Genomic DNA, 14,329 nt, shown 5'->3' on the forward strand with positions numbered 1-14,329 from the left:
GTGTCATTGGCCAAAAAGAAGGCCGCCCGGAGGCGGCCTTCGATCTCGATACTGATGGACGGAAGGGCCTAGAACCCGCCCATGCCGCCCATTCCACCCATGCCGCCGCCACCGGGCATCGCCGGCGCCGCGTCCTTGGGCAGTTCGGCGACCATGGCTTCGGTGGTCACCAAGAGGCCGGCCACGGAGGAGGCGTCCTGCAGCGCCGTGCGCACCACCTTGGCGGGGTCGATGATGCCCTTCTCGACCATGTCGACATACTCCTCGGTCTGGGCGTCGAAGCCGAAGGTCTCCGACTTGTTCTCGAGGATCTTGCCGACCACGATCGAGCCCTCGACGCCGGCATTCTCCGCGATCTGGCGGATCGGAGCTTCCAGCGCCTTGAGCACGATGTTGATGCCGGCCTGGACGTCGGCATTGGCGTTGGCGATGCGGCCGACCGCCTTCTTGGCACGCAGCAGCGCCACGCCGCCGCCGGGCACGATGCCTTCCTGCACCGCGGCGCGGGTCGCGTTCAGCGCGTCCTCGACACGGTCCTTCTTCTCCTTGACCTCGATCTCGGTCGCGCCGCCGACGCGGATCACCGCGACGCCGCCGGCGAGCTTGGCCAGACGCTCCTGCAGCTTCTCACGGTCGTAGTCCGAGGTGGTTTCCTCGATCTGCGCCTTGATCTGGCCAACGCGGGCGTCGATGTCCTTCTTCTTGCCGGCGCCCTTGACGATCGTGGTGTTCTCCTTGTCGATCACGATCTTGCCGGCGCGTCCCAGCATGTTGATGGTGACGCTTTCGAGCTTCATGCCGAGGTCATCGGAGATCAGCTGACCACCGGTCAGGATCGCGATGTCCTCGAGCATCGCCTTGCGGCGATCGCCGAAGCCCGGCGCCTTGACGGCGGCGACCTTCAACCCGCCGCGCAGGCGGTTGACCACCAGCGTTGCCAGCGCCTCGCCCTCGACGTCCTCGGCGAGGATCAGCAGCGGCTTGCCGGACTGCACCACGGCTTCCAGCACCGGCAGCATCGCCTGCAGGCCGGACACCTTCTTCTCGTGCAGCAGGATGTAAGCATCCTCGAGCTCGGCGGTCATCTTCTCGGCGTTGGTGACGAAGTAGGGGCTGAGGTAGCCGCGGTCGAACTTCATGCCTTCGACGATGTCGACCTCAGTCACGAGCGACTTGTTCTCCTCGACCGTGATCACGCCTTCATTGCCGACCTTCTGCATCGCCTGCGCGATCATCTTGCCGATCGCGGCGTCGCCATTGGCCGAAATGGTGCCGACCTGGGCGACTTCGGCCGAGGAAGCGACCGGCTTGGCGCGCTTCTCGATGTCCTTGACCACGGCCGCGACCGCAATGTTGATGCCGCGCTTCAGATCCATCGGGTTCATGCCGGCGGCAACCGACTTGGCGCCCTCGCGCACGATCGCCTGCGCCAGCACGGTCGCGGTGGTGGTGCCGTCACCGGCGGTGTCGTTGGTCTTGGAGGCGACCTCGCGCAGCATCTGCGCGCCCATGTTCTCGAACTTGTCCTCGAGCACGATCTCCTTGGCGACGGTGACGCCGTCCTTGGTGATGCGCGGGGCGCCGAAGCTCTTGTCGATGACGACGTTGCGGCCCTTCGGGCCGAGCGTCACCTTGACGGCATTGGCGAGCACGTCGACGCCGCGCAGCATGCGGTCGCGGGCGTCTCCGGCGAATTTTACGTCCTTGGCAGCCATTTTGAATTTTCTCCTGATTGAATTGGATATGATCTTGCCGCTTGTCGTCGCCGGGTCTTCTTCCCCTCTCCCCTTGTGGGAGAGGGTGGACGCGATGCGAAGCATCGCGGACGGGTGAGGGGTCTGTCTCCGCGGATGGAGACTCCTCATCCGGCGCGCTTTGCGCGCCACCTTCTCCCACCCCAACTCGGGTTTACCCGAGTTGGGCATCTTAATTTGTCGAAGTCGGATAAATCCGACTTCGATGGGAGAAGGGAAGAAGTGACTGCTCCGACGGCCGGTGTGCGGCGGCTATTGATTAGTTATCAGGCCAGCACGCCCATGATGTCGGACTCCTTCATGATCAGGAGCTCCTCGCTGTCGAGCTTGATCTCGGTGCCCGACCACTTGCCGAACAACACGCGGTCGCCGATCTTGAGGTCGATCGGGATCAGCTTGCCGGCCTCGTCGCGGCCACCCGGGCCAACGGCGACGATCTCGCCCTGGGAGGGCTTTTCCTTGGCACTGTCCGGAATGATAATGCCGCCCTTGGTCTTTGCCTCGGCGTCGATACGCTTGACCACGACACGGTCATGCAGCGGGCGGAATTTGGATTTAGCCATCAGGTTCCCTCTTGCAGGCTTGGTTTCAGGTCCGGTTCATCTGGACCGGGGTTAAATGCGGTCGGCGCCGGGCAGGACGCCCGACGCATTTAGCAATCGTGATGTGAGAGTGCTAATTGTGCGCCGGGAAATATGACTTGGCGCGGTTTCTGTCAAGCAAACCGGGGTTAAGGCCTTGGTGAGGCCAATATAGCATGGTGGTAGGGGAAACCGAATCGTAGCCATGACGTAATTCTGTTGGACGTCATTGCTCCGCCTTACGTTTTACGCTTGGCTGCAGGTGGGTGCGGCCGGGCCATTGTCGGGGGATATGAATGATCAGGTCACTCAACGCGCGAATGGTCGCACGGCTCGCGGCTGTCTCGGCGCTGACCATATTCCTGGGGGCGTGCGGCAGCATGAGCCTGCCGTCGCTGTCATCGAATACCGAGCCCGCCGCCGAGCCGGGGGTGGCTCCGGAAATGCCCGCGACCATCCGCGCCGACGAGATCGTCGGCCGCTGGGGCCTCGCCTCGTTCCAGAACCCGCCCGACCGCAAGCGCACCGAAGATGCCGCGCGCGGCCAGTGCAAGCAGCCCTACGTGATCGGCGCCGGCCAGTCCGGCGGCGTCATCATGCATCTGGCCGACCAGGCCACCCCGCAGGAACTGCGGCTGAAGGGGTCCCCGAGCGGCAAGAACTATATCGGCCCGCCCGGCCCGACCCCCGGCGAGCAGGACCGCGAGATCGTCTCCTTCGACGGCCGCGTCATGATCACCCGCTTCGTCGACAAGGACGCCGCCACCCGCTACGGCAACATGGTCTACGTCCGCTGCGCGCCAAGGGCGTGATTTCGAGAATAGGTACCGCATAGGTGGTGCACCCCTCCCCTTGTGGGAGAGGTCGGATCGCATCGAAGATGCGATCCGGGTGAGGGGTTTCTCTCCGCGGGCGACCCTCTCTCGTTCCGAGCCCGCGGAGACAGATCCCTCATCCGGCGCTTCGCGCCACCTTCTCCCACAGGGGAGAAGCGAAGAGCGCCTCGTGGCCATCGCCCAACAAAAAACGCCGGTCCTAAGACCGGCGTTTCCGTTTGTCTCTGACCGCTCTCAATCAAACAGCGCGTCGATGTCGTCCTGCGAGGCGTGGCCGGCGTCGCCGTCGAGCTTCGGGCCGTTGAGCAGGCGGTCGTCGCCCTCGCGGGTGTCGATGATCGGCGGCGCATGCGACTTGATGGCGTCGACGCCGCCCCAGATGTTCATCATCTCGTTGATGTGCTGCTCGATGAATTTCATCGTCTGCATCACCTTGCTGATGCGCTGGCCGGTGAGGTCCTGGAAGTTGCAGGCCTCGAAGATCGCGATCACGCGCTCCTGGATTTCTTCGCTGAGAAGCTTCTGCTGGTCCGCCGAAACATTCTTCGACAGCGCGCTGGCGGCCTGGTCGATCGCTTCGACCGCCTCGAGGATCTGCTGGGTGGCATGTTCGGTGCCGCCGACCACGGCACCGAGCTCGCCATTGACCTTGGCCATCTCGTCGCCATTGAAGCTCGTGCCATGCAGCACGGCGATCTCGCGCTTGGTGCGGTTGATCGCATCGTGGATCAAATCGAGCTCGACCTTGAGCTTCTCGCACTGTTCGATCTGGGCGCGGTAGGTTTCGAGCAGCGCATTGGCATCGGCGACTTCGCGTGCGACCGAGGCTTCGGCGGATTCGATGACGGCGGCGCGCGGCGCGGAGCCGCCGGCCATCTGGGCGCGGAGGGCGCGAAGCTCCGCCATGATCTCGCGATGCATCGGACCGATGTCGACGCCGTCCGCAGCTACGGACTCCGGCACCGGCACATCGCCCATCAAGGCCTGCTCGACACGAAAACGCTTGCGACTAACCGACATGATTTCATTCCCACCCCTTCACATCAGCCACATCTAGACGGCGGCGATTTAACGTGAGGTTCACGCGGGAACATTTTGGCGCACATGATGCAACGCGCCGTCAAATCGCGGTTAACCATGTCGGTCGCGCGTTCATCCAAAATAAACGCTGTCCGGCAAAAGCGCGCAGCGTTTCCGACGTGGTGAATCGAAACGCCTGATCTGTTTACCAAACCGATGCGGTTTTCATTGCTTATTGACCACGTGCAGCGGCGCAGTCCGTGCCGGCTGCGAAACACGTCACGACGAAACAGTACAGAGTACGTCGATGTTCCAGAAAACCACGCTTGCGCTGCTCGCCGGCGCGTCCCTGATTGCGTTCCCTCATCACGCCCTGGCGATCGACGCGGCATCAGCCGAGCCGACCGTGATCTACGCCGGCCAGCCGGCGCCGCAACCGCCGATGCGCACAGCCTATGTGCAGCAGCCGCAGCGCTCCAACATGGGCGGCGGCTTCATCGAATTCCTGTTCGGCGACGGCCCGTCGTCGCAGGGCACCCAGCAGCCGATGTATCAGCAGCAGCCGGACTATTACGGCAATCGCCGCGGGCTGCCGCCGATGGATCCGCAACAGCAGATGATCTATCAGCAGCAGGAGTCGGCGGCCGATCCGACGCAGCGTCCGTTCGACCCGAAATATGAAAAGCAGCAGGTCGAGTATCACGGCAGGGAAGGCGTCGGCACCATTGTCGTCGATACCCCGAACAAGTTCCTCTATCTGGTGCAGGGCGACGGCCGCGCGCTGCGCTATGGTATCGGCGTCGGCAAGCCCGGCTTCACCTGGGCCGGCGTCAAGACGGTCTCGGCCAAGAAGGAATGGCCGGACTGGACCCCGCCGGCAGAAATGCTGGTGCGCCGTCCCGATTTGCCGCGGCACATGGTGGGCGGGCCGGAAAATCCGCTCGGCGCGCGCGCGATGTATCTCGGCTCCTCGCTCTACCGCATCCACGGCTCCAACGAGCCCTGGACCATCGGCACCAACGTCTCCTCCGGCTGCATCCGGATGCGCAACGAGGACGTGATCGACCTCTACGGCCGCGTCAATGTCGGCGCCAAGGTCGTGGTGATGTGATATCCTTCACGCCGGAATCAAAACGGCCGCTCGATCGAGCGGCCGTTTTTCGTTTCATCGCGATCAGGCGTAGTCGCTGTTGTCGCCGCCGCCGTTATCATCGAGATCGTCGGCGTCCTGATCATCGTCTTGGTCCTGGTCGGCCTGCGCCTGGTCGAACGCGCCGGCGCGCGAGCCGGAATCATTGTCACGGCCGGACGAGCTGACGTCGTTGATCCCGGCGTCACGGGCAAGGTTGCTTGACGACTGGTCGCCGCCCCACGGGCGCGAACCGCCGCCGAGGCCGCCCGCATCGGCAAGCGACTGATGGCTGCCGCCGCCCATCATGCCGCGGATGCTGCTCAACAACATTGAGCCGCCGACGACACCGGCCGCCGCTGCTGCCGCGGTGCCGAGGAACGAACCGCCACCGCCGCCGCCGAACGCCGGCTGCTGCGGCCCGCCATAGGACTGGCCGTAAGGTTGGGACTGCCCGTAACCTTGCGACTGCCCGTAAGGTTGGCCATAGCCGCCGCCTTGCCCCTGCTGCAGCGTCTGGCCCGAGTTCCAGACCGGGCGGCCGCCGACGTCAGGGGCGCGCACCGGCGGCACCGAGCCGTGTGACTGTCCTTGCGGCTGGCCCTGCCCGAAGATCGCGTCGCGCATCGAATCGAGGAAGCCGCCCGATTGCTGTTGCCCGCCCTGCTGCGGGCCGAGCTCCGCTTCCAGCTCCTGGATATGATCGTGAGCTCGCTTCAGCGCCTCGTCCTGCACCAGCGCCGTCTGCACCAGCGCGTAGACCGCATTCGGCGCGGTGCGCAGGCCCTGCATGATCGCGGACATGGCTTCGTTGTCGCGCGGGGCATTCTCCAGCTTGGCGAGCCGGTCGAACAGATCGTCGATCAGTTGGCGTTCTTGCGGTGTCATGACGTTCTCCATCGCGTCGATCTCATCGGCGCGCCGCACATGTAGGGCCGCTTTGTGGCGCAAGGAGTGGGCGGGCGAATTAAATTTATGTATGCGACAAAACGACCGGACGATTTTTATGAACGAATTCAGGCCAGTGTAACATTGTTCAGGGCGAGCAGCGCGGCGAAATCGTCGCTTGCGAGATAGGCATGTTCCTTCTCGCGCTGCGTCGTCAGCGGATCGAGACTTCTGAGCGTCTCGTCGACGAATCCGGGGTGGCACATCACCAGCCCGTCCTCCGGCAGGCCCTTCAGAAAGCCGCGTATCAGCGGACCGAAATCGGGCTCCCTGGTGTAGTCATAGGCGCCCGCAAAGGTTGGATTGAAGCGCAAGCCGAGTCTTCTCGCCTTGTTGCGGAATTGCGTGCTGAGCACATCAAGCAGCAGCGTCTTGAGCCCGGTGATCCGCTGCGTGAGCGGCAAATTGAGCCCGCCCTGGCGCACCCACGCCTCCGGCGCGCGCTCCTTCACCGCGCGCAGAAATCCGTCGCGCACCTGCGGGAAGAGTTGTGCGTGCTGATGGCCGTCGACGAAATCGGGCGCGCGGCCGAACAGCTCCGTGAAGGTGTCGAGCTGCGCCAGCACCTCGACATGCACACGCTCGGCATCGAGCCGCCGCAACAGCCCGCTGCGCAGCAGCTTCGGGAAGGGCAGGAACATGTCGCCATCGAGCGGGCGGAAATGCAGCGTCAGCGGCCGGAACGGCGCGGTCAGCGTCACATGCAGGCCGATCGCGCAACGCGGGCTCTTTGCGACTGAAGCCTGCAGCGCGGCCGCGGCATCGCGGCCGATCGCAGGCGTCACCATCATCACCGACGTCGCGTTGAGCCGGCCGCGTTCGATCAGGTCGCGGATCGCGCGGTTGACGCCGTCACTCAAGCCGTAATCGTCAGCACACAGCCAGATCCGGCATGGCGGTGCTGCGCCGTTCATTCGGCGGCGGTCCGCTCGGTGGCGGTTGCAGCGGTCTCCTCGCCGGCGCGCTTCTCGCTATGCTCGGCGACGAAGTAGATCGGCCGCGCCTTCAACTCGGAGAGGATCTTGCCGATATATTCGCCGACGATGCCGATCATGATCAGCTGCACACCGCCGATCGTCATCACGCCGATCATCAGCGACGGATAACCAGGGACCTGCTTGCCGGTGGTCCAGACCTCCCAGAGGATCGAGAGACCGAACAGGAACGCCGCGCCCGCGAGCAGCGCGCCGAGCAGGCTGGCGAAGCGCAGCGGCGCCACCGAGAACGAGGTCAGGCCCTCGATCGACAGGCCGATCAGCCGGCCGGCATTGAAGTTGGTGACGCCATGCGCGCGCGCCGCCGGCTCGTAGTCGACGCGGATCTGCTTGAAGCCGATCCAGCTTGCCAGGCCCTTGAAGAAGCGGTTGCGCTCCGGCAATTGCCGCAACGCCGCGGCCGCGCGCGGCGACAGCAGGCGGAAGTCGCCGGCATCCGCCGGGATCTTCTGCCGCGCACCCCAATTGATCAGCGAATAGAAACCGCGCACCGCAAGCCGCCGTGTCGCCGATTCATTGTCGCGGTTGGCCTTCGCGGTGTAGACCACGTCGTAGCCGTCATCGATCCAGTGCGCGACCAGCCGCTCCACCAGATCAGGCGGATGCTGGCCGTCGCCGTCCATGAACAGCACCGCGCCGCGGTGGGCGTGGTCGAGGCCGGCCATCAGCGCCGCCTCCTTGCCGAAATTGCGCGACAGCGACACCACCTGGACGTCGAGCGCTTCTGCAGGAAGGCTGCGCGCGATCGAAAGCGTCGAGTCGACGCTGCCGTCGTCGACATAGACCACTTCGCAGGCAAGGCCGTAGCGGTTACGCAGAGTTTTGGCGAGCTCGACCAGCCGCTGGTGCAGCGCGACAAGCCCGGCGGCCTCGTTGTAGACAGGCACGACAATCGACAGCCCTCGCGCCGCAGCATTGGCAGCGGTCGTGGTCAGGCCGGAAACATCGGAGCCGAGCGTCATCGGTCAGGTCTCATCAGTACTCTAGAGCACTTTCGGTTCTGATTGAATCAGAACCAAAAGTGCTCGATTCTTGTTTTAACGCGTTTTCTTCACGCGAACCGGTGTCCACTTCGCTCGAAAACGCTTCGGGACAGAATATGGTACCGGGCGCCATCTGTCGCCAGGATGAACGGCACTGACGACTCATTGTCGCAGGAACGTCTCGAGCCTGGCGAACAGCGGATTCTCGCGGTCGAACACGTAGTCGAGCGACACCACCGACACCGTGTCGGCGCCGTGGTCGCGCAGGAAGCTGCCGAGCGCGTAGAGCTTGCCGGGTGGGCAGTGCAGCGTGAGCATGCCCGACGAGGTCGGCCCGCCGAACGGGGCGACCACGCCGAAGCGGTTATGCGCCTCCGACAGCAGCGCGTCGTTGCAGCCGGCAAAGCGGGTGCGGACCTCGCGATGCTTGCTGGCGCGGGCGCGCGCGGCGATGTGGTCGAGGATGACGCGTGCGGTCTCGCGCGCGCCGTTCGACCAGTCGGCATCCCGGGAAGCGACCAGATTGGCCTGGCTGCGCAGGATCATGCCGTCGTCGAGCACCTTCAGCCCGTTCGCCGCCAGTGTGGCGCCGGTCGTGGTGATGTCGACGATCAATTCGGCGGTGCCGGCCGCGGGCGCGCCTTCGGTCGCACCGGTGCTCTCGACGATGCGGTAGTCGCCGACGCCGTGCTTGGCGAAGAAGCCGCGCGTCAAATTGATGTATTTGGTCGCGACCCGCATGCGGTGATTATGCTGCTCGCGGAAGCCGGAGGCGACGTCGTCGAGATCGGCCATGGTACGGACGTCGATCCAGGCCTGCGGCACCGCGACCACGACATTGGCGCTGCCGAAGCCGAGGCTCTCGATCAACAGCACGCGCTTGTCGGCATCGGTAATGCTCTCGCGCACCAGATCCTCGCCGGTGACGCCGAGATGCACGGCGCCGCGCGCCAGATTGGCCGCGATCTCGCTCGCCGAGAGATAGGCGATCTCGACATTGTCGAGGCCGGCGATGGTGCCGCGATAGTCGCGCGCGCCGCCCGGCTTTGCCAGCGTCAGCCCGGCGCGGGCAAAGAAGCCTTCGGCATTTTCCTGCAGCCGCCCCTTGGAGGGAACGGCGACGACGAAGGGCGCGCTCATGCCGCGCCTCCCTTGGTCGCGGGCTTGCCATGTTGCGTCAAGGCTTCGATCCAGACCGAGAAGCCGACCGCGGGGATCGGGGTTGCCGAGCCGAGCTGGGTCATCAATCCATCATAGCGGCCGCCCGCGACCAGCGGCTCGGCGCCGTTGCCTTTGGCGTGCAGCTCGAACTCGAAGCCGGTGTAATAGTCGAGGCCGCGGCCGAACGAGGTCGAGAACCGCGTCCGATGGGTGTCGATGCCGCGCGCGGCCATGAAGCCGACGCGGCTTTCGAACTGGTCGATCGCGGCGCCGAGATTGAGCTTGGCGTCCCCGGCGAGCGCGCGCAGCTGCGCGATCGCATCGTCAGGATCGCCTGCGATCGCAAGGAAGCGCTTGATGATATCGACCGCATCGCGCGGTAGCGCGCCGGCCTTCAGAGTGGATTGCTCGAGGAAGCGATCGGCGATCTCGGCAACCGTTCGTCCGCCGACATTGGTGGTGCCCGCGATCGACATCAGGTCGGTGACCAGCGCCAGCGCCGCCTTGCGGTCGGAGCCAGCGAGGGCTGCGAGCACGCCCTCATATTCGTTGCGGCCGGGCGCGGTTTTGAGCGTCAGCCGCTCGATGTCGTCGGTCAGCGAGACCTTGCGATTGAAATCCTTGATCAGCCGCCGCCGCCATACCGGATAGAGCTCGAGCGCATCGATCAGCGCATTGAACAGCGCGACGTCGCCGGTGCGGATCTCGACATCGGTCACCCCGAACGCCGTGGTCGCTTCCAACGCCAGCGCCAGCATCTCGGCATCGGCCGCAGCGCGATCCTGGCGGCCGAACGATTCGACGCCGGCCTGCAGGAACTCGCTCGCGGCGCCGCCGCGATAGCGGAACACCGGACCGAGATAGCTGAAGCCGGCCGGCTGGCCTGCCCTGATGGAGGCGAGGTAGTCGCGCGCCACGGGAATCGTGAGGTCCGGGCGCAGGCAGAGTTCCTCGCCGGTGGCGTCCGTCGTCAGGTAAAGGCTCTTGCGGATGTCCTCGCCGGAGAGGTCGAGGAACGGCTCGGCCGGCTGCAGGATGCCGGGCTCAGCCCTGATGTAACCGGCCTGCGCGAACGACAGCAGCAGCGCATCCGCCCAGGAAGCCGATCCGTTGGCTGACCCCCCGGCGGATTGAGGCATGCGTGTTGCGGCAGCTTCGGTCATCTCGACGTCCAATTGGCCCCGAAATCGGGTTCCAGGGCCGGGTTCCAGGTTGGTTTGGCGCAGCCAATACCATGGCCATACCGGGGTTTCGACAGGGAACGGCCAAGTGGCTTAATGATTGGGTTCGTTAACGATTTTACGACGGCTTGGCTAGGGGAAGATGTCGCCCCGGACCCGTAGCCCGGATGGAGCGCAGCGCAATCCGGGTCGGTCGACGGCACGAAGTGTCCCGGATTTCGCTTCGCTGCATCCGGGCTACTGACACTTCCGCCAATCCCCCAGCGCCGCCTGCACCAGTGCCAACGCCGCCACCGCTGCCGTGTCCGCCCGCAGGATCCGCGGACCGAGCGCGAGCCGGAGGATGTTCGGCTGGCGCGTCAGCAGTGCGCGCTCCTCCTCGGCAAAGCCGCCTTCCGGGCCGATCAGGACATCGATCCCGGCATTGGCAGCCGTTGCGGCCCGCAAGGCCTGCACCGGATCGGTGACCTCGGCGGCCTCGTCGCAGAACACCAGCAGCCGCGCCGGGTCCCGGCTCGCCAGCAAGCGGCCGAGCGGCACAGGATCGGCCATCTCGGCGAGCGAGATGATGCCACATTGCTCGGCCGCCTCGATCACATTGGCGCGCATCCGTTCGCCATTGACCCGCGACACCTGGGTGAACCGCGTCAGCACCGGCTGTAGCCGCGCGCACCCCATCTCGACCGCCTTCTGCACCATGTAATCGAGCCGCGCGTGCTTCAGCGGCGCGAACAGATAGGTGATATCGGGAAGATGATCCTGCGCGCGGGTCTGCGCGATGATTGCGAGCGTATCGGCCCGCTTGCGGCCGCCGATCTCTGCGCGCCACTCGCCGTCGCGGCCGTTGAACACCAGCACCGTGTCGCCTGCGGCCAGCCGCAGCACGTTGCCGAGATAGTTGCTCTGGTTGCGGTCAAGCTCGACCGTCTGGCCGGCGCCCAAGGGCGCGTCGACGAACAGCCGTGGAGCGCGAAAGTCGAATTCAGGCATATAATGGTCCGTTTTCCCGTCGTTCGTAGCCTAAAGGCTTACAATCCGGGAACAATTTAATGTGGCGACGTGGCGCTACGCCGCGCTGTCGCCCAAATCGACGGGTTGTTAAGGGTTCGCAGGAATCGTAAAACGCCCCCTCAAATTTCGTTGCTTCGTTTGGAAGCCGCCGGGGTTGCCTGAACCTTTGCCGGAGAACCACCCTCGATGATCCGCCGCCTGCTCGTGCTGACCATTGCCGCGACCGCCCTGTCCGCAGGCCAGGCCGCCGCCCAGAGCGCATTTCCGGCCCCGTTGCCCGGTCAGGCCGGCACCGCCGCCGATCCTGCGTTTCCACCGGTCAAAGGCGCACCGGCCGCCAGGGCCTCGACCGCCGCTGCCGCCGACCCCGCGTTTCCGCCGGTCAACGGCACGCCTGCGTCCAGAGTCGGCACGACGCCCTCGGCGTTTCCGACCAACGGTGCCGCGCCCATCGCCGGCGGCGCCCTCTCGTCGCCGCCGCCTCCGCCAGGACCTGCGGCAGGTGGCCCCGACGAGGCCTGCATGAAAAACTTCGTTCCGCTGCGCGAGGAGACTGAAAAGCGCGGCAAGGCGATCAAGGCGGCCAGCGATAGGCATGCCGGTCCGGACGAGGCCTGCAAGCTGATCGGCAATTACAGCCAGGCCGAAGTCAAGATGATCAAGTATGTCGAGACCAACTCGAGCAAATGCGGGATCCCGCCGCAGATCGGCGACCAGCTCAAGGCCGGTCACAAGAATACGGAAGCCCTGCAGAAGAAGGTTTGCACCGTCGCGCAGCAGGCGGCGTCGCAGCCGCGCGGGCCGGCAGGTCCGTCGCTGAGCGACGTGCTGGGGTCGTCCGCCGCGCTGCCCGAGGCGACGGCGACGAAGAAGGGCGGCAGCACCTTCGATACGCTCAACGGCAACGTTCTCACTCGATGACCGGTTACCCGATGACCTGTATGCTATGAGCGACGTCTCCACCCGCGTTGCCGATTCCACAGGCAACTGGGTCGATACGCACGCGCCGGCATGGTCGCGGCCTTATCTGCGGCTCGCGCGGTTCGATCGCTCGATCGGATCGTGGCTGTTGCTGATGCCATGCTGGTGGTCGGCGGCACTCGCCGCCGGCGTCGCGCATGACGTCAGGTCGTTGCCGCTGGTCGTCCTGTTGTTCTTCATCGGTGCCTTCGTGATGCGCGGTGCAGGCTGCACCTGGAACGACATCACCGATCGCGATCTCGATGCCAAGGTCGAGCGCACGCGATCGCGGCCGATCCCGGCCGGGCAGGTGACCGTGATGCAGGCGTTGGCCTTCATGGTCCTGCAGGCATTGCTCGGTCTCGTGGTGCTGCTGCAGTTCAACCGCTTTGCTGTCCTGACCGGCCTCGCCTCGCTGGTGATCGTCGCGATCTATCCCTTCATGAAGCGCATCACCTGGTGGCCGCAGGTCGTGCTCGGCCTCGCCTTTTCCTACGGTGCGCTGATGGGATTTGCGGTGACGCTCGAACGGATCGATGTAACCGCGCTGGCGCTCTATGCCGGATCGATCGCCTGGGTGATCGGCTACGACACCATCTATGCCCATCAGGACACCGAAGACGATGCGCTGATCGGTGTCAAATCCACCGCGCGTCTGTTCGGTGCCCGCACCCATCGCGCGCTCGTGGTGTTCTACGGCCTTGCGGTGCTGCTGATCGGCGTGGCGTTCGCGCTCGCCGGCGTACGCTGGCCGGCCTGGATCGGCCTCGCGGCGTTCGCGCTGCATCTCGCCTGGCAGATCCGGCGGCTCGACATCAGCGATCCCGCGCTCTGCGGGCGCATCTTCTGGTCCAATCGCGTGGCAGGGTTGATCCTGTTCGCAGCCCTGGTAATCGACGCGGTGATGCGCGCTGCGTGACGACTATGCCGTCTCGGACGAATCATGTCGCGAGAACGCGAATGTGTGACTCGAAAGCGGTTCAACAAATTCGGTGTCGTCCCGGCTTTCGCCGGGACGACGACCGTTATGTTGGCTCGAGCAAGCTCAATCCCGCGCGATGATCTCGCGCTCGTCGCGATGCACGCTCGCCTCATTGAGGCGAAAGCCGGCGCGGCGGCGGACCAGGAATCTCGGGCGGCGGGCACGGATGGCGTTGCGGCGGCGGCGGCGCGGGGCCGGTTCGCGCGGCGCTTGCTCGGTCAGTTGCGGAAGACGGAAGATGTCGCTCCACATTTGCCATGCCTGCGCGAGCTCCTCGGCGTCGGAGCTGGTGCCGAGCGGAATGGCGAGCGAGGGATCGCGGTGAACCAGCACCAGCATCTGCGCATCGTCGATGCTGCGCACCGCGATGCCGAGGAAATCGCTGACGCGAACATTGACGGCCATCCGCATGCCCTTGATGGCACGGCGCAGCACGACGCGTTCGCGATGAAGCTCGATCTGCCGCGTCCCGCCATCCGCGCGCAAATCCTGCGCATGGAAGCTGAGCGGAAGGGAAAGAGGGTCGAGCCGCAACGCGCAGCTCGACCCGGCGGAATTGATTCCGCTTGTTGGTGTTTGACGCCTCACCGATTTATCTCCCCGCCGGGATTATGTTCCCGGTCGATGCGTGAGATCTTAGCCGAGCGATTTCCGTTTCGGCTTAAAAAGCCTGGTTAACCCGATGTCACCGGCGCTGTGTCTGCAGGCATGATTGACAAGGCGTTGGCCCGCATGATTGACGAAGCCTTGACGTGATGCCGAGAATGTTTGCCAATTGCCCGAGTAAA

14 protein-coding genes are annotated in these 14,329 nt (G+C 65.0%); 4 read left to right on the plus strand and 10 right to left on the minus strand.

Translation table 11 applies throughout. The features are described from left to right. Positions 1 to 68: 68 nt before the first annotated feature. Positions 69 to 1,715, minus strand: a complete 1,647-nt coding sequence (groL, locus tag UP10_RS25325; RefSeq protein ID WP_044589907.1) for a chaperonin GroEL — start codon at positions 1,713 to 1,715, stop codon at positions 69 to 71. Between the two features lie 305 nt (positions 1,716 to 2,020). Then, positions 2,021 to 2,317: a co-chaperone GroES gene (locus UP10_RS25330; RefSeq protein ID WP_044589908.1), complete on the minus strand. Its 297-nt coding sequence runs from the start codon at positions 2,315 to 2,317 to the stop codon at positions 2,021 to 2,023. Positions 2,318 to 2,631: 314 nt separating this feature from the next. Between UP10_RS25330 and UP10_RS25335 the strand changes: the two genes are divergently transcribed. Beyond that, the gene (locus UP10_RS25335; protein ID WP_044589909.1) at positions 2,632 to 3,147 is read left to right on the plus strand and encodes a hypothetical protein; all 516 of its coding nucleotides are present in this window, start codon (positions 2,632 to 2,634) and stop codon (positions 3,145 to 3,147) included. 258 nt (positions 3,148 to 3,405) lie between these two features. Here UP10_RS25335 and UP10_RS25340 read toward each other — a convergent pair whose 3' ends face one another. After that, positions 3,406 to 4,191: a protein phosphatase CheZ gene (locus UP10_RS25340; protein WP_044538899.1), complete on the minus strand. Its 786-nt coding sequence runs from the start codon at positions 4,189 to 4,191 to the stop codon at positions 3,406 to 3,408. Positions 4,192 to 4,498: 307 nt separating this feature from the next. Between UP10_RS25340 and UP10_RS25345 the strand changes: the two genes are divergently transcribed. After that, the gene (locus tag UP10_RS25345; protein WP_044589910.1) at positions 4,499 to 5,302 is read left to right on the plus strand and encodes a L,D-transpeptidase; all 804 of its coding nucleotides are present in this window, start codon (positions 4,499 to 4,501) and stop codon (positions 5,300 to 5,302) included. Positions 5,303 to 5,365: 63 nt separating this feature from the next. Here UP10_RS25345 and UP10_RS25350 read toward each other — a convergent pair whose 3' ends face one another. The 6 genes from UP10_RS25350 to UP10_RS25375 all read right to left on the minus strand — a co-directional run bounded on the left by UP10_RS25350 (position 5,366) and on the right by UP10_RS25375 (position 11,578). Beyond that, on the minus strand, positions 5,366 to 6,208 hold the full coding sequence (locus UP10_RS25350) for a DUF2076 domain-containing protein (protein ID WP_044590117.1): 843 nt from the start codon (positions 6,206 to 6,208) through the stop codon (positions 5,366 to 5,368). Positions 6,209 to 6,336: 128 nt separating this feature from the next. After that, a complete protein-coding gene (locus tag UP10_RS25355; protein ID WP_044589911.1) occupies positions 6,337 to 7,182 on the minus strand; it encodes a ChbG/HpnK family deacetylase in 846 nt (281 codons plus the stop codon). Further along, complete coding sequence (locus UP10_RS25360; protein ID WP_044589912.1) at positions 7,179 to 8,225, minus strand: glycosyltransferase family 2 protein; 1,047 nt, start codon at positions 8,223 to 8,225, stop codon at positions 7,179 to 7,181. Before UP10_RS25360 ends, UP10_RS25355 begins: the two co-directional genes overlap by 4 nt. Positions 8,226 to 8,408: 183 nt before the next feature. Further along, a complete protein-coding gene (gene hisG / locus UP10_RS25365; RefSeq protein WP_044589913.1) occupies positions 8,409 to 9,386 on the minus strand; it encodes an ATP phosphoribosyltransferase in 978 nt (325 codons plus the stop codon). Further along, a complete protein-coding gene (locus UP10_RS25370; RefSeq protein WP_502692257.1) occupies positions 9,383 to 10,570 on the minus strand; it encodes an ATP phosphoribosyltransferase regulatory subunit in 1,188 nt (395 codons plus the stop codon). Before UP10_RS25370 ends, hisG begins: the two co-directional genes overlap by 4 nt. A 255-nt stretch (positions 10,571 to 10,825) precedes the next feature. Beyond that, positions 10,826 to 11,578 (minus strand): 16S rRNA (uracil(1498)-N(3))-methyltransferase, encoded by a 753-nt coding sequence (locus tag UP10_RS25375; protein ID WP_044589914.1) that lies wholly within the window; start codon positions 11,576 to 11,578, stop codon positions 10,826 to 10,828. Positions 11,579 to 11,785: 207 nt separating this feature from the next. Between UP10_RS25375 and UP10_RS25380 the strand changes: the two genes are divergently transcribed. Beyond that, a complete protein-coding gene (locus UP10_RS25380; RefSeq protein ID WP_044589915.1) occupies positions 11,786 to 12,520 on the plus strand; it encodes a hypothetical protein in 735 nt (244 codons plus the stop codon). Positions 12,521 to 12,545: 25 nt separating this feature from the next. Continuing rightward, positions 12,546 to 13,478: a 4-hydroxybenzoate octaprenyltransferase gene (gene ubiA / locus UP10_RS25385; protein WP_044589916.1), complete on the plus strand. Its 933-nt coding sequence runs from the start codon at positions 12,546 to 12,548 to the stop codon at positions 13,476 to 13,478. Between the two features lie 126 nt (positions 13,479 to 13,604). Here ubiA and UP10_RS25390 read toward each other — a convergent pair whose 3' ends face one another. Beyond that, on the minus strand, positions 13,605 to 14,129 hold the full coding sequence (locus UP10_RS25390; protein ID WP_044589917.1) for a DUF6101 family protein: 525 nt from the start codon (positions 14,127 to 14,129) through the stop codon (positions 13,605 to 13,607). Positions 14,130 to 14,329 lie beyond the last annotated feature (200 nt).

It is taken from the genome of Bradyrhizobium sp. LTSPM299 (assembly GCF_000938235.1).
Lineage (GTDB): Bacteria > Pseudomonadota > Alphaproteobacteria > Rhizobiales > Xanthobacteraceae > Bradyrhizobium.

Coding starts and splice junctions, on each gene's coding strand:
- groL (WP_044589907.1), bottom strand. CDS start 1,715: ATGGCTGCCAAGGACGTAAAATTCGCCGGAGACGCCCGCGACCGCATG.
- UP10_RS25330 (WP_044589908.1), bottom strand. CDS start 2,317: ATGGCTAAATCCAAATTCCGCCCGCTGCATGACCGTGTCGTGGTCAAG.
- UP10_RS25335 (WP_044589909.1), top strand. CDS start 2,632: ATGATCAGGTCACTCAACGCGCGAATGGTCGCACGGCTCGCGGCTGTC.
- UP10_RS25340 (WP_044538899.1), bottom strand. CDS start 4,191: ATGTCGGTTAGTCGCAAGCGTTTTCGTGTCGAGCAGGCCTTGATGGGC.
- UP10_RS25345 (WP_044589910.1), top strand. CDS start 4,499: ATGTTCCAGAAAACCACGCTTGCGCTGCTCGCCGGCGCGTCCCTGATT.
- UP10_RS25350 (WP_044590117.1), bottom strand. CDS start 6,208: ATGACACCGCAAGAACGCCAACTGATCGACGATCTGTTCGACCGGCTC.
- UP10_RS25355 (WP_044589911.1), bottom strand. CDS start 7,182: ATGAACGGCGCAGCACCGCCATGCCGGATCTGGCTGTGTGCTGACGAT.
- UP10_RS25360 (WP_044589912.1), bottom strand. CDS start 8,225: ATGACGCTCGGCTCCGATGTTTCCGGCCTGACCACGACCGCTGCCAAT.
- hisG (WP_044589913.1), bottom strand. CDS start 9,386: ATGAGCGCGCCCTTCGTCGTCGCCGTTCCCTCCAAGGGGCGGCTGCAG.
- UP10_RS25370 (WP_502692257.1), bottom strand. CDS start 10,570: ATGACCGAAGCTGCCGCAACACGCATGCCTCAATCCGCCGGGGGGTCA.
- UP10_RS25375 (WP_044589914.1), bottom strand. CDS start 11,578: ATGCCTGAATTCGACTTTCGCGCTCCACGGCTGTTCGTCGACGCGCCC.
- UP10_RS25380 (WP_044589915.1), top strand. CDS start 11,786: ATGATCCGCCGCCTGCTCGTGCTGACCATTGCCGCGACCGCCCTGTCC.
- ubiA (WP_044589916.1), top strand. CDS start 12,546: ATGAGCGACGTCTCCACCCGCGTTGCCGATTCCACAGGCAACTGGGTC.